Raw genomic sequence first — 19,299 nt, forward strand, 5'->3', positions numbered from 1 at the left:
ATGAAACTGAAACATTTCCTCGCCCTGGCCTGCGCCTGCCTGCCCGCCGCCGTGCTGGCGCTGGACGGACGGGCCCTGCTCGAAAAGGTCGACCGCAACCTCGAACCCGAGGCCTACGAGATGACACGCAAGCTCATCAACGAGGAGCCCGACGGCAAGCGCAAGGAATTCATCCTCTACTCGGTCAAGAAGGGGCGTGACAAGGTGGCCGCGCTCTTCCTGGCGCCGGCCAGCGACAAGGGCCGCAGCACCCTGCGCCAGGGCGACAACATGTGGCTCTACATCCCCAACGTCGGCAAGCCGGTGCGCATCACCAGCCTGCAGTCGGTGACGGGCGGCGTCTTCAACAACGCCGACATCCTGCGCGTGGACTATTCCGAGGAATACGACGTCACCAGCGCCAGCGAAGAGGGCGCCAACTACCTGCTCGACCTCAAGGCCAAGACCGGCGCCGTGGCCTACGACCGCCTGAAGCTCACGGTGGACAAGAAGACCGTGCTGCCCACCCGCATCGAAGCCTATGCCGCCAGCGGCATGCTGGTCAAGACCCTGCACTTCAAGGACATCAAGGACTTCGGCGGCGGCATCCGCCGACCGGCCACGGTGGAAACCGACAGCCCGCTGTACAAGGGCTACAAGTCCGTCATGCTCTACGCGGCCGTGAAGAAGCGCACCGTGGCCGACGAAGTCTTCACGCTGAACTTCATGTCGCGCCTGGACGAGCTGCGCAAGTGATCCGCGGCGCCGTCACGGCCTGCCTGCTGGCCGCCGCCGTGACCGGCGCCCATGCTGCCGACTACAGCTTCAACCTCTCGGAAATCGAACCTTCCCCCTGGGAGCTGAACGGCTTCGTCGAGGCCAAGGCCGAGCACTACTCCCTGCGCCCCGACAGCGCGATGTATCCACTGAGCTTTCCCGGCGCGGGCAGCCGCAGCACGCTGGACCGCCAGAGCGCCGGCTACGAACTCGCCGGCAAATACCAGCGCGACACCCTCACGCTGTATGGGCGCCTGGCCGGCACCGCCGCCCACGACGCGCTGGAAACCCGCCACACCACCACCTGGTACGAAGCAGGCCTGCGCCTGAGCCCGACCACGGGCCTGTCCCTCGATGCCGGCAAGCAGCTGCAGCGCTGGGGCAAGGGTTATGCCTGGAACCCGGTGGGCTTCTTCGAACGCCCCAAGGACCCGAGCGACCCGACCCTGTCGCGCGAAGGGTATGTGATGGCCACCGCCGACTGGGTGCACAGCCTGCCCGGCACGCTGGCCGCCGTGGGTTTCATGCCCGTGCTGCTGCCCGTCAACAGCGCCCTGAACCGGGACTACGGCAGCCCGGACGAACTCAATGCCGGCGCCAAGCTCTACCTGCTGTGGGCCGACACCGACATCGACCTGATGTGGGCCGCCAAAGGCAGCCGTCCCGAACGCGTGGGCCTGGACTTCTCGCGCAACCTCGGCAGCCAGTGGGAAGTGCACGGCGAATGGGCGCGCACCATCAGCGCCAGCCAGCGCGTGGTCAACGCCGATGGCAGCGTGGGCACGCGCATCGGCAACGCCGACAGCTGGTTGCTGGGCGCCCGTTACCTGACCGAGAACGAGGTCACCTGGATCCTGGAGCTCTACCGCAACGGCCTGGGTTATGCGCAGGATGAACTCAGCGCCTTCTACCAGCTGGTCAGCGACGCCTACGCCCCTGGGGGCACGCTCGCCGACCAGAACCTGGCGCGCTCCCTGGCGCAATCGGCTTATGCGCGCCCCACGGCAGGCAGCCACTACGTCTACCTGCGCGTCAGCGCCAAGGACCCCTTCGACTGGCTCTACGTCACACCGGCGCTGTCCATCATCGCCAATGCGAACGACCACAGCTGGCAGGCGGCTCCCGAACTCAGCTACACCGGCTGGCAGAACGTCGAACTGCGCGCGCGTGCCATCCTGCTGCACGGTGCGGCCGGCACCGAGTTCGGCGAGAAGGCCACGGGGCGGCGCATCGAACTGCTCGCGCGGCTCTACTTCTGACAAGCCGCCACCCGGCTCACGCAGCTGGTGGAGATGCCGGGGTCAGCCCCCGAGCGCCGCGATCGAATACGCCAGGTTCTCGCGCGCCCGGCCTTCGATCTCCTCGCGGATCAGGGGGGTGCCGAAGATCGGCTCGCGCGCCAGGAATTCCCTGAGGATCTCGCGCCGCTTGCGCCGGAACAGGAATCCCGGCACCCAGCCGTACTCGGCGCGCACCTGCTCCTCGTAGTCGAGGAAACGGGGCCGGGGCGCGCCCAGGATGGACAGGTCGATATCAACCAGCAGTTGCTGGTCGCCCCCGTTGGGCAGGGCCGCATGGCAGGTGGCCATGATGTGCCCGGCGATGCGTTCGATGGCCGCGGCGCCCACCCCTGCTGCACGGAGCTCGGCCTGCGCCCACGCCGCACTGCGGGCCTCGTTGTCCTTGCCGCGCACGTCGTACACCGCGTCGTGGAACCACAGCGCCATCTCCACCTCGGCGGGATGTTCGGCCAGTGCACGGCTGCGCTCGAACAGCGCCAGACATTCGTCCAGGTGCTGCAGGGTGTGATATCTGCGCTGCGGTTCGGCCCAGGATGCAAGCAGGCGGTCCATCAGGACCTGGCCCTCACCGGCGGCCCCCAGCGCCAACCAGCAACGGGCCCAGGACGTCTGCAAGCGGCTGCTATCCGGCAGGTCCTGCATAGCCCTCATCTCCGCGCACGCTGCTGCTCGCGTTGCATGTAGAGATACAGCCCTTCCACCTTCTCGCGTGCCCAGGGGGTCTTGCGCAAAAACGTGAGGCTCGACTTGATGCTGGGGTCCACTTGAAAGCAGCGCACCGCGATGCGCTCGGCCAGGCCGGGCCAGCCGTAGTGCGCCACCAGCGCCGTGAGGATGGCCTCCAGCGTCAGGCCGTGCAGCGGGTTGCGCGGCTGGGCGGGCGGCGGCGGCATGGACACGGGCGGCCCGTCCGGCTTCAAGCCGTAGCGGCGGCGGCCTGCGCGCGCCGTTTGCTGGCCAGCGCGGCCTTGATGACGTCGCGCTCGGCCACGCCATACATGTCGGCGAAATCGCGCGCACTCTTGCCGCTGGCCTCGAAGGCTTTGTACAGCGCCTCCTCGCGGGCGATCTTCTCCGCGCTCACGTTCAGGGCCTCGTCCAGCAGCGCCATGATGGTGTCGTCCTGCGAGGGCAGCCGCGCCAGATAGTCCTGGCGGCTCAGGCCCGAGGCTTCGAAGGCGGCCGACAACTGGGCCCGCAGCTTGGGGGCCAGGTCCTCCTGCGTGCGGGCCTGGCGACGGCGGTGCAGCTCCACCAGGGTCTGGAAGACGTGCTCGGGTGCCACCTCTTCCACGGCCACGCCGTCCAGGTCGTGCCGGGCCTTGCCCGCCGCCACGCATTGCAGGTAGCGGGTGGAGCGCGCGTGCACGGCCAGCGCGGCCTTCAGGCTGTCGCGCTGGAACACTTCCGGGTGCCGCTCCAGCAGGTCCTGGAAGATGCCGCGCTTGAGCGGCAGGAAGTCGGCGCCGAAGAGACGGGGGTAGAGGCCGAAGAGCTGCTCCAGCACGGGCAGCGCCGACTGCTTGCGCGCGGCCAGGCTGCTCTTGCCTTCGGGTTTGGCCGCTGGTGCGGTTGCGTTGGCAGGCGTTTCGGCCGAAGCCGCGGTAGACAGGGAAGTGCTGGTCGTCATGGGTGTCGAATTTCGGAGAAGCCCCGATTGTCCGTCACCCGGGCCGGCCTGTCCCCTGGCCCCATTAGACTTGCGGCATGACCTGGCACGCCTCGCTGCAACTCGATTACACCCGTGATGGCCCGCGCAGCGTGGCGCACTACCTGCATGACGGCCCCTTGCGCATCCTGCAAAGCCTCTACCCCGAAGGCGGGGCCATCTGCCACAACGTGCTGGTGCACCCGCCCGGCGGCCTGGTGGGCGGCGACACGCTGGACATCAAGCTCTCCGTCGGCCCCGGCGCCCACGGCCTGGTCACCACGCCCGGCGCCACGCGCTTTTACCGCAGCAGCAGTGAAGTCGCGCGCCAGTGGGTGCATGCGCGCCTCGAAGCCGGTGCCCGCCTGGAATGGCTGCCGCTGGAGGCGCTGGCCTACAACCAGTGCCGCGCCGAGAACAAGGCCGTGTTCGAACTGGCGCCCGGCGCCGAGCTCATGGGCTGGGACGTGACCGCCCTGGGCCTGCCCATGGCGGACTTGCCTTTTGCCGAAGGCACGTTCGCGCAGCACCTGGAAGTCCCCGGCGTCTGGCTGGAGCAGGGCCGCATCGCCGCCAGCGACACCCGCCTGATGGACGGTCCGCTGGGCCTGGCCGGCCAGCGCTGCATGGGCACGCTGTTTTTCGTGGCGGGCGAACCTATCCCGCGCGAGCGGCGCGAAACCGCGCTGGAGGTGGTGCGCGAGCTGATCGCCGCGCACGACCTGCGCGCCACCGCCGGCGCCACCAGCCCCCATCCCCAGGTGCTGGTGGTGCGTGTGCTGGCCCCGCTGGTGGAGCCTGCCATGGGACTGCTCAAGAGCCTGCGCGCCGCCTGGCGCCAGCAGCTCTGGCAACTCGACGCCGTGCCGCCGCGCATCTGGGCGATGTGACTAGACCCGTCCGGCCTGCGCGAAAGCCGCACTCAGGAATTCCACCATGGCGCGCACCTTGTGCGAAAGGTGGTGCCGGCTGGGATAGACCACGCTGATATCCAGCTCCGGCCCCGCGTACTGCGGCAGGATTTCCACCAGACGGCCGGCCTTCAAATCCTCCCCCACCAGGAAGCTGGGCTGGAACACGATGCCCTGGTCTGCCAGCGCCGCGGCGCGGCAGGTGTCGCCGCTGTTGCTGCGCAGGCGCGGGTGCACGGTGATGCTGCGCGTGCCCTGGGGCCCGGTGAAGCTCCACTGTTCGCCGGTGGCCAGGTAGGTGTAGGCGATCACGTCGTGGTCGCCGAGGTCGTCCAGCGCATGGATGGGCGCCGCCTGCTGCAGGTAACGCGGCGAAGCGCACAGCACCAGGCGCGTGCCGCTGATGCGTCGTGCGATCAGCGAGGAACTGGCCAGCTGGCCGATGCGCACGGCCAGGTCGTAGCCCTCCTCGATCAGGTCCACCACCCGGTCATTCAGGTTGACCTCCAGCTCCACCCGCGGGTGGATGCGCAGGAACTCGCCCCACAGCGGCGCCATGTGGCGGATGCCAAAGGTCAGCGGCGCGGTGACCTTGAGCAAGCCCTGCGCCTGCACGGCCGTGGCGCTGACAGCGGCGTTGGCATCGTGCAGCTCGCCCAGGATCTGCACGCAGCGCTGCAGGTACTCGGCCCCGGCGTCGCTCAGCGAAACGCGGCGCGTGCTGCGCTGCATCAGCCGCACGCCCAGGCGCGCCTCCAGTTCGCTGACATGGCGCGAGACCATGGCCTTGGAAATACCCAGCCGGTCGGCCGCCTTCACGAAGCTGCCCAGCTGCGCCACCGCCACGAAGGATTCGATCTCTTTGAACTGGTCCATGCCGCTGTTTCGGGTGTTTCAGGCCCTATTGTTTCAATTTAGTAATCAATAAGTCAATCAGATCGATATTTATCAAAGCCAGCTCATCCAATACAGTGGATCCAGCGCCATACCCAGGCGCCCACAGAAAGCCCCCATGAACCAGCCCCAGGCCCTCATCCTCCAGCAGCCCAGCCCCAAGGCGGCGCAGCTCATCCTGCTCTTCCACGGCGTGGGCTCGAACGCCCAGTCCCTGGCCGGGCTGGGCCAGGCCTATGCCCAGGCCTTCCCGCAGGCCATGGTGGTGGCGGTGGACGCCCCCCATGCCAGCGAACTCGCGCCCGGTGGCTGGCAATGGTTTTCGGTGACGGGCGTGACGGAAGAGAACCGCGTGGAACGCGTGGACGCCGCCCTGCCCGCCTTTGAATTTGCCGTGCGCCACTGGCAGGAGCGTGCCGGTGTGGACACGGCCGGCACCGCCCTGGTGGGTTTCTCGCAGGGCGCCATCATGGCGCTGGCCTCGGCGCTGCGCCCCGAGCCGGTGGCCGCGCGTGTGATCGCCATCGCCGGGCGTTTTGCGCGCCTGCCCGAGGCGCCCCTGCACGAAGGCAGCACCCTGCACCTGCTGCACGGCAAGGCCGACACGGTGATGCCCTACAGCCACGCCATAGAAGGCGCCCTGCGCCTGAAGGCGCTGGGCACGGACTTCACGGCCGACGTATTGCCCTTCATCGGCCACGAACTGCACCCCGATCTGGTGGAACTGGCGGTGGAGAAACTGCAGCAGCACGTGCCGGCGCGGCTGTGGCTCAAGCCCGGTGAGGACAACCCTGCCAAGGACCCCGTATGAAGCCCCTGCCCAGCCTTTTTGTCTCGCACGGCGCCCCACTCTTCGCCGTGGACGCCGGCAGCACCGGCCCGGCCCTGCGCGCCTGGGCGCAGGCGCACGGCAAGCCCAGCGCCATCGTGGTGATGTCGCCGCACTGGATGGCGCGCACGCCCACGGTGATGAGCACACCCGCGCCGCAGACCTGGCACGACTTCGGCGGTTTCCCGCCCGAGCTCTACACCCTGCAGTACCCGGCGCCCGGCAATCCCGCGCTGGCGCAAGACGTCGTGGGCCTGCTGCAGGCCGCCGGCATCGAGGCAGGCCTGGACAATCGCCGACCCTTCGACCACGGCACCTGGGTACCGCTGCTGCACATGTACCCCGAAGCCGACGTGCCCGTGTTGCAGCTCGCCCTGCCCGCCAACTGGGGCCCGGCCCAGGTCTACGCACTGGGCCGCGCGCTGCACCCCCTGCGCGAGCGCGGCGTGCTGCTCATGGGCACGGGCAGCATGACGCACAACCTGGGCGAGTTCTTCGGCGGCCAGACCGAAGCCGCGCCCTACGTCATCGAATTCAGCCGCTGGGTGGAAAGCAGGATCGCCAGCGGCGACACGGCCGCCCTGCTGGACTACCGCCGGCAGGCCCCGCACGCCCAGCGCGCGCACCCGACGGAAGACCACTTCCTGCCGCTGTTCTTCGCGCTCGGCGCGGCGGCCGATGGCGCACGACCCGACTACCTCAGCCGCGAGGTCATGTACGGCATGCTGGCCATGGATGCGTTTGCGATGGAGGTTTAGCCCAGCAGGCGGTACAGGCCGTAGGCGGCCAGCACGCCGGCGAGCACCAGCATCAGGGTCTTGACGAGACGGGTGGGCACCAGTGCACCGATGACGCTGGCGATGAGGATGGCGGCGAAGACGTAGGTCATTTTCATGCCGCGATGTTAAAGCCTCGCCGGCCGGTTCCGCAGGCCGCCTAAGATGGCGCCATGTCGACGCCCCCGCCTCCGGAGCACCCGGGCCGCACGCCCCACGGGCGCCAGCGCCTCCTGGGCACGGTGCTGCAGTGTGCGCTTGCCGCCTGCTGCCTGCTGCTGGGCGCCTGCAGCACGCCACGGCTGGACGTCCCGCGTCCGGCATCGTCGGCCTGGCCCACGCCGGCCACCACCCCCATCGGCCAGGCCTATGCAAGCCAGCTGGCCGGGCACGAGGGCCAGTCCGGCCTGCACACCCTGTCCAGCGGCATGGACGCACTGGGTGCACGCGCGGCCCTGGCCGAGGCTGCGCAGCACACGCTGGACCTGCAGTACTACATCCTGCGCAAGGACACGACCACACAGCTGCTGATGGCCCGGGTCTTGCGCGCGGCGCAGCGCGGCGTGCGCGTGCGCCTGCTGGTCGACGACCTGGACGCCGCCGGCAAGGACCTGGACCTGGCCGCGCTCGCGGGGTTTGCCAACGTCGAGGTGCGCGTCTTCAACCCCTTCTCGAGCCGCGGCGCCTTCGGCGTGTCGCAGCTGCTCGAATTCATCGGCAACGGGCAGCGGCTGAACCGCCGCATGCACAACAAGCTCTGGGTGGCCGACAACGCGATGGCCGTGATCGGCGGGCGCAACCTCGGCGACGAATACTTCGACGCCAGCGGCCAGCTCAACTTCAGCGACCTCGACATGCTGGTGGCCGGTCCGGCGGTGGGCGAGATCTCGCGCGGCTTCGACAGCTACTGGAACAGCGAGTGGGCGGTGCCGATCCAGGCCTTCGTCGCGCAGGCACCGCCGCCCGAGGCGCTGACCCGCTTCGAGCAGGACCTGCAGGCCCGGGTGGCGGAGTTCCGTGACACCGATTACGCGCGGGCGCTGCGCGAAGGCGGCATCGGGTCCACCCTGCGTGCGGGACGCATTCCTCTCATCATGGCGCCGGCCCTGGTCTTCGCCGACCCCCCGCACAAGGTGGTCACGGGGAGCGCGGCCTCCGGCACCAACCCGGTGTTCGCCGAGCGCATCCGCCCCCTGGTGACCCAGGCCCGCCGCGAACTGATCCTCATCTCGCCCTACTTCATCCCCAGCGAGCAGGGCATGCTGGCGTTTGGACAACTGGTGCAGCGCGGCGTGCGTGTGCGTGTGCTGACCAACTCCCTGGCCTCGGCCGACGTGGTGCCGCTGGCGCATGCCGGCTACGCCCGCCACCGCGAGCGCCTGCTCGCCGCCGGGGTGGAACTCCATGAGATGCGCCCCGAGCGGTTGGAGACGGTCCGCAGCCGGCTGGGCGGGGGCTCTGCCGCCTACCTGCACACCAAGGCCATCGTGATCGACCGCCGCCATGTGGTGGTGGGCTCCATGAACCTCGACCCGCGCTCGCGGCTGTCCAACACCGAGGTCGGCCTGCTGAGCGAAAGCGCCGAACTCGGCGCCATCATCGGCCAACTGTTCGACGACGCCGTGCGCCCGGCGCGCGCCTACCGCGTCAGCCTGCTGGCGGCCGAAGAAGCAGGGCAGCCCCGGCAGCTGCAGTGGACCACCGAGGAGCAGGGTGCCCCGGTGTCCTACGCGCAGGAGCCGGGGGCCGGTTTCTGGCGCCGCCTGTTCTCGCGTCTGCTGGGCATGGTGGCGCCGCAAGACCTGCTGTAGCGCCGCGCCGCAAAACTTCGCGGGTCAGCCCTGCACCTCGAACAGCGTGCCCAGGCCGCCGGCGTGGTGCTCCAGCACATGGCAGTGGATCAGCCAGTGCCCGGGGTTGTCGGCCACGAAGGCCACTTCCACCCGGTCGCGCGGGGCCAGCAGCACCGTGTCGCGCCAGGGGCGCTCGGGCAGCGCCTCGCCGTTGCGTGACAGCACGCGGAAGTGGTGGCCGTGCAGGTGCATGGGGTGCCACCAGGCCGTGTTGTTCTCGAAGGTCAGGCGCACGCTGCGGCCCGTCGGCACGCGAAACTCGGCCGCATGGCCGGCGTGCTCGCGGTCATGGCGCAGGTGGGCCTGGCCATTGATGGTCCAGGCCGGGGCGGCTTCGCGCGCGCCATTCAGCAGGCGCAGGCGCCGCGCCTCGCGTTCGGCCGTGGACTCCTGCGGCCAGCCGTCGCGGCTCATGGCGCCGCCGCCCAGCTGCAGGGTGTGCACCAGCGCTTGCGCCAGATCCGGCTCGGGCAGGGGCTCGCGCTGCGCGGGCAAGGGCGCCGCGCGCGCGGCCGAGGGCGGGCCTTGCACCTCCAGCGTGGCCAGGCTGCGCTCGCCGCGTGCATAGCTGTCCTTCAGCTGGTAACGGCCGGCGCGTGTGGCGTCGATGATGAAGTCCGTGCGCATGCCCGGGCCCAGCAGCAGCTCGCCTTCCCAGGGCACGGCCGTCGCGGCGGGCATGCCGTCGCGCGCAATCAGCCAGGCCGGCAAGCCTTCGAGGCTGAGCGCGAAGATGCGCGCATTGGCCGCGTTGACCAGGCGCAGGCGGATGCGCTGGCCGCTCTGCAGGGCCTGCACCAGGTCCACCTGCCCGTTCACCGTGAGCTGCTGGCCCAGGCGGCCGGCGTGCGCCACGTCGTGGAAGTTGTAGAAGTTCTCTGCAATGCGGCCCTGCGCGTCGAGCCGCCAGTCGTCGAGCAGCCAGACCAGGTCCAGGTCCACCGGCGGCGGCGCGTCGTCCTCCACGATCAGCGCACCGGCCAGGCCGCGATCGACCTGCTCGGGTGTGCCCAGGTGCGGGTGGTACCAGTAGGTGCCGGCGTCGGGCAGCGCGAAGCGGTAGGGGAAACGCTCGCCCGGCGCCACCGCGGCCTGCGTGAGGCCGGGCACGCCATCCATGGCATTGGGTAATCGGATGCCGTGCCAGTGGATGGTGCTGGGGTCGGGCAGCTGGTTGTGCAACGTCAGGTCCAGCACCGTGCCGCGCTTGAAGCGCAGCACCGGGCCGGGCACCTGGCCTTCGTAGGCCCAGACCGGGAGCGCGGGCTGGCCGGCGGCGGCCAGGGTGGCGGGGGCGGCACTCAGGATGCGGGACGTGGCGGCCCTGGCAAAAAGCGGTGCCGTCAGCGCGGGGGTACAGGCCAGGGTTTGCAGCAGATCACGGCGGTTCATGATGGTTCGCTCCTGTCGATCCGCCGCAGCTTACCGCTTTGCAGTTCCGATGAAATTTCGGGATGTCTTGTGCTCGCTCTCGACCCTCAGCAGCCAATCGAGCCCGCGCCATGAACGGCCGGTATGCAGCGGTTGCAGCCCCTCGTCACGGACACTTGGCGGTCCGGCTTCGGTCACTAAGCTGCCGTTCGGAGCCAGATATGCAGACTTCAACGTAGAAGTGACCAGCGACCAACAGGAGCGCGAGAAGCGCGCGGACGTAGTCGGGCGTCCGCGTCGACTACCAAGTTAGATTGCGGCGTCTCCACAGCTACGTCCCAACTGCATAGATGGCCAAACTAAGTGCGCAGGCAAGCATGAAGCAGAACGCCCACCAGCGGCCGAAGTGGGCATCGAGCCAAAAGGAAGCGGCAATAAACACCCAAATTAGAACGAAGGCGGCCGCGGCTCCAAGGGAAACAAACCAGGCCGAGTAAAGGAGCAGACAGAGACCCGAGAATGCAAGAGCAGCTGCGATCCACCACGACTGCGCGTGCTTCTGAGCACGTAAGACATATAGCGAAAGGGCGATCGCGATCATGAGCGGACCAGCAAACCGCGCCCATCCGCTCTTCCATGGGACCATTTGTCGCGCGGTCTCGGTCAGGCCGACGCTGATGACTAGAACTTCGCCTGTGGATATAGCCGATGCCACTGCCGATCCGAAGGACCACAGCGCTGGAAGTAGAAGGACTGCCGCCAGCATCAGCACGAAGCCAGCGGAGAACCTTAGCGATGGCTGATCGGCCATTGAGCAATCTAACGTTTGACATGAGGGGCGGCCAAGGGCGACAGCCCTTGGCCGCCCCTCTCGATGGAAGGGTTAGGCCGCTTCATGTGCCGGGCTTCAGATTGGATTTGACCAGACCGAGGCCCTGCCAAAACTCTTTTGGATAGGCCAATTCTGGCTGCCCGACCCAACCGCGAGTTACGTTCAACTCATAGCCGGTGGATAGAGGCTTGTACTCGACAGAGTTGAGTGCAATTGAATCCCAATCTCCAGTGAATTTGAGATCACTCAGCTTCTGTGGATACGAGCCAGTGCGAATCTTGTGTAGCTCTACAAGAGAGATGGCTGTCTTGAAATGCTGGTCTCCAAACTTGGCATCGGCTTGCTTCTGAAAATCACAGCCTCCGAGAGCGACAAGCAGAACGACTACGCTGGCAAAGTACCGAAGTTTCATTTTGGAAGTGGCCTAACGTGAAGATGACCAGCGGCTTGCGGCTTGCCGCAAGACGTCCCCTTGACGGAGAGGTTAGGCCCCAGACTCGATGAGCGTTCAGTAGGCCTGGGACGGGGCGTGTACCGGATGAATGGCGAATGACCGCGACCAGGCGACTTACGGTTCTGCGTTGAATCAACACCTTTGCAGATCACTCTTTGCGCTCCTTCCTCTGCCCCCGATTGGCGAAAAAGGCTAGCGTGAGCCCAATAAATATGATCACGCTAAACAATGCCCAATAGACAAGGTACACATGGCTAGAGTGGACCGTGATCCACGCGAAGCCGAACTCGACGTATTCGCTGTTCCGACAATACGGATCCAAGAGACTGCCAGATAGGGCGCAAAGAATGGCTAGCCATAGCCCTACGGTAAAAGCGCCTAGAAAGGGAACCAAGAGCAGGAGGACTGCGGCCGCCCCGAGCAACATTGCGAAGAATAGTCGCGTGATCATTGAGGCCTAACGTAGAAGTGACCGGCGGACAGTAGGCTGGCGAAAACCAGCCGATAGGACGTCCGCGTCGACTACCATGTCATGTCCGCGCCGCACCGCCGCCCGCCTGGGAGTACAGCCAGTCGAAGTTACTCCAGTACATCGGGTCGGCGCCGGGCTTGGACCGATGTTCTTCCACAAATGGCTTCAGAACTTCGTAGCAATGCTTGATGCTCGGCCCCCAGTTCACAGTCACGAGTTCGGCCGGGGCCAATCCGGATTTAAGAAGTGCAGCTGCAACGTCGTAGTTCGCAGTGACGGTTGATGCAGCGCGGCGCTCGTCGGAAGACCACTCGGCCAACTCCTTCTTTGAGAGAACTTCCCGCACGCACTGCCGGGCCGCTCGCACGTCATCCGACTGCAGAAATGCAACGATCGCCAGAGCACTAGTAACGCGTGACGAATCCTGCATGGCAGAAAGCTGCTTCGCCATCACCTTGAGCTGGTGGTAATAGACGCCAAGAGTGGCGAACACCCCGACCGCAACGACCAATTGGAGCGCCAAGGTGGTCTTCTCGTAGAGTGTCATCACGCCTCCGCTGTACGGACATAACTTGATATAGGCAGCAAACCTGTCTTATGAACAATGTTCAAGTCGTCCTCCCGTGATCTGTTTTAAGTGCCTGATTTATATCAGTCTTTCCCCCAAACGCAATGCAGGCTTGCCCATGAATAGAACCGACAAACCCGGCAAACCTGTCTTATGAACACCGCCATGCCGCTTGTCCAGAAACCATTTCAGCTCAAGGACTTGTTCCAACTTCCTCGAAAACCATGGTCAATAACAGAACCCACAAAGTCGCCACCGAGCACGCTTGGTCGCACGAGTCGTCAAGGTCCGCTCCTGGCCGCCAGCAGCCATCGAAGACAATAACAGCAACACTTCATCTGGCCGTCCTGTGATCCGGTCCAGGCCCCCTACTCGACACCCAAACTCCATGTCCACCTTCCCCCCCTGCCCCCAGTGCCATTCCGAGTACACCTACGAAGACGGCGACAACTACGTCTGCCCTGAATGCGCCCATGAGTGGCCCAAGGTGGCCGCCGTCGCGGCGCCGGAGCAACGCGTGTGGAAGGATGCGCATGGCAACCCGCTGCAGGACGGCGACACGGTGACGCTGATCAAGGACCTCAAGCTCAAGGGCTCCTCCACGGTGGTGAAGGTAGGCACCAGGGTGAAGAACATCAGGCTGGTGGACGGTGACCACGACATCGACTGCAGGATCGACGGCATCGGCGCCCTGCAGCTCAAGAGCGAATTCGTCAAGAAAGCCTGAGCCCGCCCCCCGGCTCCCACAGGGTCCGCAAGCAAGCCGCGCGACCGTGTTTTCTGCACACCGGGGCGGCGCCAGGCACTGGCCGCGACGGCCCTGCCTCGTTATGATGGAATGAGCACCCCCTCGGGGCCCGACGCCACCCATCCGACCAGGGAAACACCCGCCCATGACGCTGGACCTCATCTACAGCACCGCGCTGCTGCTCGCCCTGTCGGCGCTGTACGAGTTCAACATCCGCGCCTGGGGCCAGCGCCTGTTCGCGGCCCAGGTCTGCGCCGGCCTGATCTTCGGCGCCATCTGCATCTTCGGCATGCTGCACCCGGCCAATCTGGCGCCCGGGGTCATCTTCGACGCGCGCTCGGTCATCCTGGGCGTGGCCGGCATCTTCGGCGGCCCGGTGGTTGCCGTCATCGCCGGCCTGATGGCCGGCGCCTACCGCCTGTGGCTGGGCGGCGCCGGCGCCCTGGTGGGCGCGGCCGTGGTCACCACCTCGGTGCTCTTCGGCCTGGGCATGCGTGTCGCCCTGCGCCGCGGCTGGGCCCAGCCCAGGCTGCTCGATTTCCTGATGTTCGGCGCAATGCTGCACATCGCCGCCCTGGGCTGGTTCCTGCTGCTGCCCATGCAGCACCTGCAAAAGCTGCTGGAAACGCTGGCCTTTCCCTACCTCTTCGTGCTGACCCCCAGCACGGCCCTGCTGGCCCTGCTGCTGAACGACCTGCAGGAGCAGCGGCATGCCAAGCAGGCCCTGGCACGCAGCGAAGCCATGCGCCGCGCCATCACCCGTGCCTCGCCCGACCTGCTGTTCGTGCTGGACGAAGACGGCCGTTACCTGGAGGTGGTCTCGCCCGAGGAGCACCTGCTCTACAGACCGCTGACCGAAACCCTGGGCAAGCGCATGGACGAGACCCTGCCCCCGGCCGAGGCCCGGCGTTTCCAGGATTTCCTGCTGCAGACGCTGAAGGCCGGCACGCCACAGAAGATCGAGTACGAGCTGGACACCCTGGGCGGACGCCATGTGTTCGAGGGGCGATCCCAGGCGCTGGACATCCGGGTGGATGGCAAACGCGCCGTCGTTTTCGTGGCCCGCGACATCACCGAGCGCGTGAAGGCCGAACAGGACCGGCGCGTGGCGGCGGTGGCCTTCGAGTCACGCCAGGCCATGCTGGTGAGCGATGCGGGCACCGTGATCCTGCGGGTGAACCAGGCCTTCGTGGACCTGATGGGCTACAGCCGGGAGGAAATGATCGGCCGCAAGACCAGCACCCTGCGCTCGGGCCGGCACGACGCGGCCTTCTACGAAGCCATGTGGGAGAGCGTGCGCAAGACGGGCAAGTGGGAAGGCGAGATCTGGGACCAGCGCAAGGGCGGCGACCTCGTGCCCCTGTGGACCACGATCACCGCGGTGCGCGATGCCCACGGCGCCGTGACGCACTATGTGGCGACCATGAACGACATCTCCGAGCGCAAGCTGCAGGAGGAAGAGATCCGCAGCATTGCCTTCTACGACCCGCTCACCGCCCTGCCCAACCGCCGCCTGCTGCTCGAACGCCTGCAGCGCGCCCTGACGCTGGCACGGCGCAACGGCCAGCACGGCGCCCTGCTCTTCGTGGACGTGGACAACTTCAAGCAGATCAACGACGAGCACGGCCACCATGCGGGCGACCTGCTGCTGCAGGAGATCGGCAGCCGGCTGGGCCGGGTGGTGCGCGAGTCCGACACCGTGGCCCGCATCGGTGGCGACGAGTTCGTGCTCGTGCTGGAACACCTCAACGAAGACCCCGCGCTGGCCCGCACCGAAGCCCGCCAGATCGCCGCCAAGGCCCTGCTGACCATGGCCAGGCCCTATGACCTCGAAGGCCTGGTCTACCACGCCAGCGGCAGCATCGGCATTGCCATGTTCAACCAGGCCGAAGTCGACCTGGACCTGCTCATGCGCCAGGCCGACGAGGCCATGTACCAGGCCAAGCACGCGGGCAAGAACACCGTGCACATGCACGGGGGCTGAGTGCAAGGGCGCTCAGGCGCCGACTTCCTGCGCCGTGAGCGTGTAGTCCGTGCGGTAGAGCGCGCAGCTGATGCCCCGGGCGCCCCGGGCCTCCAGCTGCGCCTGGCCCAGTTCGGTGTCCGCCAGTGACGCCAGGCTCTCCTGGTCGTAGCCCGTGACAAGCAGGGCCCAGTCCACACCGGCGTCGGCCCCGCGTATGCGTTGCTCGCTGGTCATCTGCGCCGCGAGCGCGCCTTCCAGCAGGTGCACGCTGCCCAGGCCCGGACGTGCGGGCAGCTGCGGCAGCAGGTCCCGCAGCAGCCAGTCACGCAAGGCTTTTTTCTGGTCGGCCGCGGGGGCGAAACGCAGCAGCAGGCCAACGTGTCCCATGCCCAGGCCGTGCGAGCCGATGACCGAGCACAGGCCCCGGGTCATGCCGCGGTAGTGCGGCATCATCTTCGCGGTCCAGGGGCTGGGGTGGTTCAGGCGCTGCAGATAAGCATCGGAAGACAACGTTGCAAGTTGCGCCACCTCATACAGCACGCAGTACCGGGGCTGCCCCTGCAGCGCCACCCAGCGTGTGCCCCGCAGGAAGCCCGGAATGGACAGGCGCTCGGGCAGATGCTCGTGCGTATGCCAGTCGTCGTGCTCGGAAATCGCTTCCGGGGCGATGTCGAAGGACAGCAGCATGGCGGCTTGGCCGAGCAGGGGCATACGCGTGACTCCGTGAAAAGGAAAACTCACTTCACGATGGATCAGGCATCGTTGCCCGGGGCCTGCGATTCGTATTCAATGCCCCCGATGTAAGGGACCATGTAGTTGTAGATGGCACACCCGATGGCGACCATCACGTAACCAAACACCAGATAAAAGACCGGGAACAGCACAAACATGAACATCGGCGGCCCCATGCCTTCCGGCGTCATCATGCCCGCAAACAGCATGAAGGGCAGCACGAACACCAGCGAACCGAGTGCCATGAGCACGGCAAAGACCTTGGCGTTCTGGTGCGGGGAAAACCTGGCGATTTGTTGTTTCATGGGGTGGCGCCTCCCTGCGCCTGTTTGATATCCACCGTGGACCGGTTGGGCTCGCTGCGCGACTGGAACGGAAATCGCCAGACTGCGCCTGCCGTGCGGATTCTAGGGAGGTCTGGCACCCGCGCCTATCCCCCAAAAGGGTCAGTCCAGGCTGGAGGGAAACCGGTCACTGCATGGAGTGCAGGCCGATCCGGTTGCCCTCGGTGTCGACCAGCAGGGCCATGAAACCATAGGGGCCGAGGGAGGTTTTCCCCTGCTCTAGCCGGCCGCCGTTCGGCACGGCCCGGGCCGCCTCGACGGCGCAGTCCGTGCAGCTGAAATACACCAGGGTGCTGTTGCCGCCGGCCGCGACCCCCGGCATCTTCGCCAGGGTGCCGGAGGCGCCATAGGCGTTCTGCTCCATGGGGAAGGCCCACATCTCGATGACCGAGCCAGGGTCGGGGCTCTCCAGGCGTGTCAGCGTCACGCCCAGCACGCCTTCGTAAAAAGCCTTGGCGCGTTGCATGTCATTCACGTAGATCTCGAACCAGCCGATGGGGTTACTCATGTTGGACTCCTTTGCGCTTGAGAAAAAGGGTTGTGGCCTGGATGCCGCTCAATGCAGGGATGCGCTGCCGCCACCCAGGGCCAGAGCGCGCTCCAGCAAGAGGGCGCGTTCGCGCTGGTTGTGGGTGAGCGTGGCCGCGTGTTCGAATTCGGCCTTCGCCTCGGCGGTGCGGCCCAGGCGGGCCAGCAGGTCGCCGCGCACGCTGGGCAGCCACTGATAACTCTGCAAGGCCTTGTCGGTGCGCAGGGTGTCGATGATGGCCAGGCCCGCCTCGGGGCCGTGCGCCATGGCCACGGCCACGGCACGGTTGAGTTCCACCACGGGCGAAGGCGCGGCCTGGGCCAGCGCGTCGTAGAGCGCGGCGATGCGTGGCCAGTCGGTGTCGGCCGCCAACGCGGCGCGCGCATGGCAGGCGGCGATGGCGCCCTGCAGGGCATAGGGCCCCAGGGCCAGGCCCTGCTGCGCGCTTAGCGCCTCGGCCCGCGCCAGCGCGGCCAGGCCGCGACTGATCAGCAGGTGGTCCCACTGCGTGCGGTCCTGGTCCAGCAAGAGCACGGGGCGGCCTTCCGTGTCCGTGCGTGCTTTCACGCGCGAGGCCTGCAGCTCCATCAGGGCCAGCAGGCCCTGCACCTCGGGCTCCTGCGGCGCCAGTTCACCCAGCATGCGGCCCAGGCGCAGGGCTTCGTCCACCAAAGTTGGGCGCATCCAGTCCTCGCCGGCGGTGGCGGTGTAGCCTTCGTTGAACACCAGGTAGACCACCTCCAGCACCGAGGCCAGGCGTTCGCCCAGCGCATCACCCCGCGGCAGCTCGTAAGGCACCCTCGCTTCCTGCAGGATGCGCTTGGCACGCACAATGCGCTGCGCCAGCGTGGCCTCGCTGACCAGGAAGGCGCGCGCGATCTCGTGCGTGGAGAGGCCCGCGATGAGCTTGAGGGTGAGCGCGGCGCGCATCTCGGGCTTGAGAACCGGGTGGCAGGCGGTGAAGATCAGGCGCAACAGGTCGTCGCCGATCTCGTCCTGGCGCGCGGCGTCGAGCGCGTCGACGAAGTCGGGCACCACCAGCGCCTCGCGCGCCTCCAGGTCCAGGCCGATCTGCTCCAGGGCGCTGTCCTGCACCTTGTGGCGGCGCAGCAGGTCGAGCGCGCGGTGTTTGGCGGTGGTCATGAGCCAGGCGCCGGGGTTGTCCGGCACGCCGTCACGGGGCCAGTGCTCCAGCGCCGCCACCAGCGCGTCCTGCGCGGCCTCTTCGGCCTGGCCGATGTCGCGCAACATACGCGCCACGACCGCCACGATGCGCGCGGACTCGATGCGCCAGACGGCGGCGATGGCATCGTGGGTGGCGGAATGCATGCCGTGAAATCTACGCCGTTGCCGCGGGGAAGGCGCTCATGTCCATATAGGCCAATTCCCAGATGTGGCCGTCCGGGTCCTCGAAGCCGTGCTGGTACATGAAACCGTGGTCCACCGCCGTGCGCGGCACGGTGCCGCCAGCCGCCCAGGCCTTTTTCACCTGCACGTCCACCTCTTCGCGGCTCCGGCACGAGAGGCAGATCAGTACCTCGGTGCTCTTGCGCGCGTCGGCCAGGGGCTTGTTCGTGAAGGTCTGGCAGAAGGGTTCGGTCAGCAGCATGACGTAGATATCCTCGCTGATGACCATGCAGGCGCCCTGCTCGTTGGTGAACTGCGGGTTGAAGCTGTAGCCCAGAGCGGCGAAAAAGGCCTTGGAGCGCTCCAGGTCGCGCACGGGCAGGTTGACGTAGATCTGCTGGTTCATGGTGTGTCCTCGCTCTGTTGGGGTTCAGCCGCGTTCGGCCAGGGTCTTGAGGCTGGCCAGGCCGGCCTCGAAATCGCGGCCGATCATGGCGTCCATATTGATGAAGATGCCCATGAGCTTGGCAATGAAGGGGCTGGCCCCCTGCATGGCCCAGGTGACCTCGGTTGCGGCGCCGCGCGGCTGCAGCGTGAAGGTGATGTTGTTGCTGACCTGCATGGGCGCGCTCATGTCCAGCCGCATGCCGACCTGGCCGGGCGCGCTGCTCGTGATCTCCAGGCTGCCCTCGCCCACGTCCTTGTTGCCCTTGAAGGCGTAACGCGCGCCGGGGCCGGCGGCCGGGCCGCTATAGCTACCCTGCATGGCGGGATCCTTCTTGTCGTAGGGGTTCCAGGTGTTGAACGAGCGCATGTCGTTGATCAGTGCGTGCAGCTTGTCGGGCGGCGCCTGGATCAGCAGGCTGCGCTGCAGGGTGAAGGTGTCGGGCCGGGTGGCGGCAAAAACGAGCAGGCCGGCGATGGCCAGCACGAGGACAAAAAAGGTGGTCTTGAGCATGGTGGCCCTC

Annotated in this window: 23 protein-coding genes; 8 read left to right on the top strand and 15 right to left on the bottom strand. The window is 67.1% G+C overall.

The annotated features are described in order from the left end of the window. Both HTY51_RS12750 and HTY51_RS12755 read left to right on the top strand, forming a co-directional pair. The gene (locus HTY51_RS12750) at window positions 1-735 is read left to right on the top strand and encodes an outer membrane lipoprotein-sorting protein (RefSeq protein WP_174253072.1); all 735 of its coding nucleotides are present in this window, start codon (window positions 1-3) and stop codon (window positions 733-735) included. Beyond that, a complete protein-coding gene (locus tag HTY51_RS12755) occupies window positions 732-2,015 on the top strand; it encodes a hypothetical protein (protein ID WP_174253073.1) in 1,284 nt (427 codons plus the stop codon). The genes HTY51_RS12750 and HTY51_RS12755 overlap by 4 nt, the downstream gene beginning before the upstream one ends. Window positions 2,016-2,057: 42 nt before the next feature. On the opposite strand, the gene HTY51_RS12760 is transcribed toward HTY51_RS12755, so the two are convergent. From HTY51_RS12760 to HTY51_RS12770, 3 genes are read right to left on the bottom strand one after another with little or no spacing between them, the layout of a single operon-like run. Beyond that, window positions 2,058-2,708 (bottom strand): N-methyl-D-aspartate receptor NMDAR2C subunit, encoded by a 651-nt coding sequence (locus HTY51_RS12760; RefSeq protein WP_371733829.1) that lies wholly within the window; start codon window positions 2,706-2,708, stop codon window positions 2,058-2,060. Beyond that, window positions 2,705-2,950, bottom strand: coding sequence for a VF530 family DNA-binding protein (locus HTY51_RS12765; RefSeq protein ID WP_174254276.1), 246 nt, complete (start codon window positions 2,948-2,950; stop codon window positions 2,705-2,707). The genes HTY51_RS12760 and HTY51_RS12765 overlap by 4 nt, the downstream gene beginning before the upstream one ends. Before the next feature lie 23 nt (window positions 2,951-2,973). Beyond that, the gene (locus HTY51_RS12770) at window positions 2,974-3,687 is read right to left on the bottom strand and encodes a ProQ/FINO family protein (protein ID WP_174253075.1); all 714 of its coding nucleotides are present in this window, start codon (window positions 3,685-3,687) and stop codon (window positions 2,974-2,976) included. 77 nt (window positions 3,688-3,764) lie between these two features. On the opposite strand from HTY51_RS12770, the gene HTY51_RS12775 reads away from it, so the two are divergent. Further along, complete coding sequence (locus HTY51_RS12775; protein ID WP_174253076.1) at window positions 3,765-4,595, top strand: urease accessory protein UreD; 831 nt, start codon at window positions 3,765-3,767, stop codon at window positions 4,593-4,595. On the opposite strand, the gene HTY51_RS12780 is transcribed toward HTY51_RS12775, so the two are convergent. Next, window positions 4,596-5,492, bottom strand: coding sequence for a LysR family transcriptional regulator (locus HTY51_RS12780; RefSeq protein WP_174253077.1), 897 nt, complete (start codon window positions 5,490-5,492; stop codon window positions 4,596-4,598). Window positions 5,493-5,628: 136 nt separating this feature from the next. Here HTY51_RS12780 and ypfH point away from each other — a divergent pair, with 136 nt between their 5' ends. Then, on the top strand, window positions 5,629-6,321 hold the full coding sequence (gene ypfH, locus HTY51_RS12785; RefSeq protein WP_174253078.1) for an esterase: 693 nt from the start codon (window positions 5,629-5,631) through the stop codon (window positions 6,319-6,321). Then, complete coding sequence (locus tag HTY51_RS12790; RefSeq protein ID WP_174253079.1) at window positions 6,318-7,097, top strand: dioxygenase; 780 nt, start codon at window positions 6,318-6,320, stop codon at window positions 7,095-7,097. Before ypfH ends, HTY51_RS12790 begins: the two co-directional genes overlap by 4 nt. On the opposite strand, the gene HTY51_RS12795 is transcribed toward HTY51_RS12790, so the two are convergent. Further along, a complete protein-coding gene (locus HTY51_RS12795) occupies window positions 7,094-7,234 on the bottom strand; it encodes a hypothetical protein (protein ID WP_174253080.1) in 141 nt (46 codons plus the stop codon). The two genes, HTY51_RS12790 and HTY51_RS12795, sit on opposite strands and share 4 nt — an antisense overlap. A gap of 54 nt (window positions 7,235-7,288) precedes the next feature. Here HTY51_RS12795 and HTY51_RS12800 point away from each other — a divergent pair, with 54 nt between their 5' ends. Beyond that, window positions 7,289-8,926, top strand: coding sequence for a phospholipase D family protein (locus tag HTY51_RS12800; RefSeq protein WP_174253081.1), 1,638 nt, complete (start codon window positions 7,289-7,291; stop codon window positions 8,924-8,926). A 24-nt stretch (window positions 8,927-8,950) separates the two neighbouring features. Here the strand turns inward: HTY51_RS12800 and HTY51_RS12805 are convergent, their stop codons facing one another. The 4 genes from HTY51_RS12805 to HTY51_RS12820 form a co-directional block, all read right to left on the bottom strand. Then, a complete protein-coding gene (locus tag HTY51_RS12805) occupies window positions 8,951-10,360 on the bottom strand; it encodes a multicopper oxidase family protein (RefSeq protein ID WP_174253082.1) in 1,410 nt (469 codons plus the stop codon). Between the two features lie 310 nt (window positions 10,361-10,670). Next, window positions 10,671-11,150, bottom strand: coding sequence for a hypothetical protein (locus HTY51_RS12810; RefSeq protein WP_174253083.1), 480 nt, complete (start codon window positions 11,148-11,150; stop codon window positions 10,671-10,673). 82 nt (window positions 11,151-11,232) lie between these two features. Next, window positions 11,233-11,583: a hypothetical protein gene (locus HTY51_RS12815; RefSeq protein WP_174253084.1), complete on the bottom strand. Its 351-nt coding sequence runs from the start codon at window positions 11,581-11,583 to the stop codon at window positions 11,233-11,235. Between the two features lie 572 nt (window positions 11,584-12,155). Next, window positions 12,156-12,644, bottom strand: a complete 489-nt coding sequence (locus HTY51_RS12820; protein WP_174253085.1) for a hypothetical protein — start codon at window positions 12,642-12,644, stop codon at window positions 12,156-12,158. 409 nt (window positions 12,645-13,053) lie between these two features. Between HTY51_RS12820 and HTY51_RS12825 the strand changes: the two genes are divergently transcribed. Together HTY51_RS12825 and HTY51_RS12830 are read left to right on the top strand one after the other, a co-directional pair. Further along, window positions 13,054-13,392 carry a zinc ribbon domain-containing protein YjdM gene (locus HTY51_RS12825; RefSeq protein WP_174253086.1) on the top strand — a complete coding sequence of 113 codons (339 nt, stop codon included), beginning with the start codon at window positions 13,054-13,056 and terminating at the stop codon, window positions 13,390-13,392. 166 nt (window positions 13,393-13,558) lie between these two features. Continuing rightward, window positions 13,559-15,397 (top strand): diguanylate cyclase domain-containing protein, encoded by a 1,839-nt coding sequence (locus HTY51_RS12830; protein ID WP_174253087.1) that lies wholly within the window; start codon window positions 13,559-13,561, stop codon window positions 15,395-15,397. A gap of 12 nt (window positions 15,398-15,409) precedes the next feature. Here HTY51_RS12830 and HTY51_RS12835 read toward each other — a convergent pair whose 3' ends face one another. The 6 genes from HTY51_RS12835 to HTY51_RS12860 form a co-directional block, all read right to left on the bottom strand. After that, window positions 15,410-16,090: a hypothetical protein gene (locus HTY51_RS12835; protein WP_174253088.1), complete on the bottom strand. Its 681-nt coding sequence runs from the start codon at window positions 16,088-16,090 to the stop codon at window positions 15,410-15,412. A 41-nt stretch (window positions 16,091-16,131) separates the two neighbouring features. Then, a complete protein-coding gene (locus tag HTY51_RS12840) occupies window positions 16,132-16,416 on the bottom strand; it encodes a hypothetical protein (protein WP_174253089.1) in 285 nt (94 codons plus the stop codon). 166 nt (window positions 16,417-16,582) lie between these two features. Further along, the gene (locus HTY51_RS12845) at window positions 16,583-16,963 is read right to left on the bottom strand and encodes a VOC family protein (RefSeq protein WP_174253090.1); all 381 of its coding nucleotides are present in this window, start codon (window positions 16,961-16,963) and stop codon (window positions 16,583-16,585) included. Window positions 16,964-17,011: 48 nt separating this feature from the next. After that, window positions 17,012-18,313: an RNA polymerase sigma factor gene (locus HTY51_RS12850; RefSeq protein ID WP_174253091.1), complete on the bottom strand. Its 1,302-nt coding sequence runs from the start codon at window positions 18,311-18,313 to the stop codon at window positions 17,012-17,014. Window positions 18,314-18,323: 10 nt separating this feature from the next. Beyond that, window positions 18,324-18,737 (bottom strand): VOC family protein, encoded by a 414-nt coding sequence (locus HTY51_RS12855; protein WP_174253092.1) that lies wholly within the window; start codon window positions 18,735-18,737, stop codon window positions 18,324-18,326. Window positions 18,738-18,761: 24 nt separating this feature from the next. Continuing rightward, window positions 18,762-19,289: an SRPBCC family protein gene (locus HTY51_RS12860; RefSeq protein WP_174253093.1), complete on the bottom strand. Its 528-nt coding sequence runs from the start codon at window positions 19,287-19,289 to the stop codon at window positions 18,762-18,764. Window positions 19,290-19,299: the final 10 nt, after the last annotated feature.

It is taken from the genome of Rhodoferax sp. BAB1 (assembly GCF_013334205.1).
Lineage (GTDB): Bacteria > Pseudomonadota > Gammaproteobacteria > Burkholderiales > Burkholderiaceae_C > Hylemonella.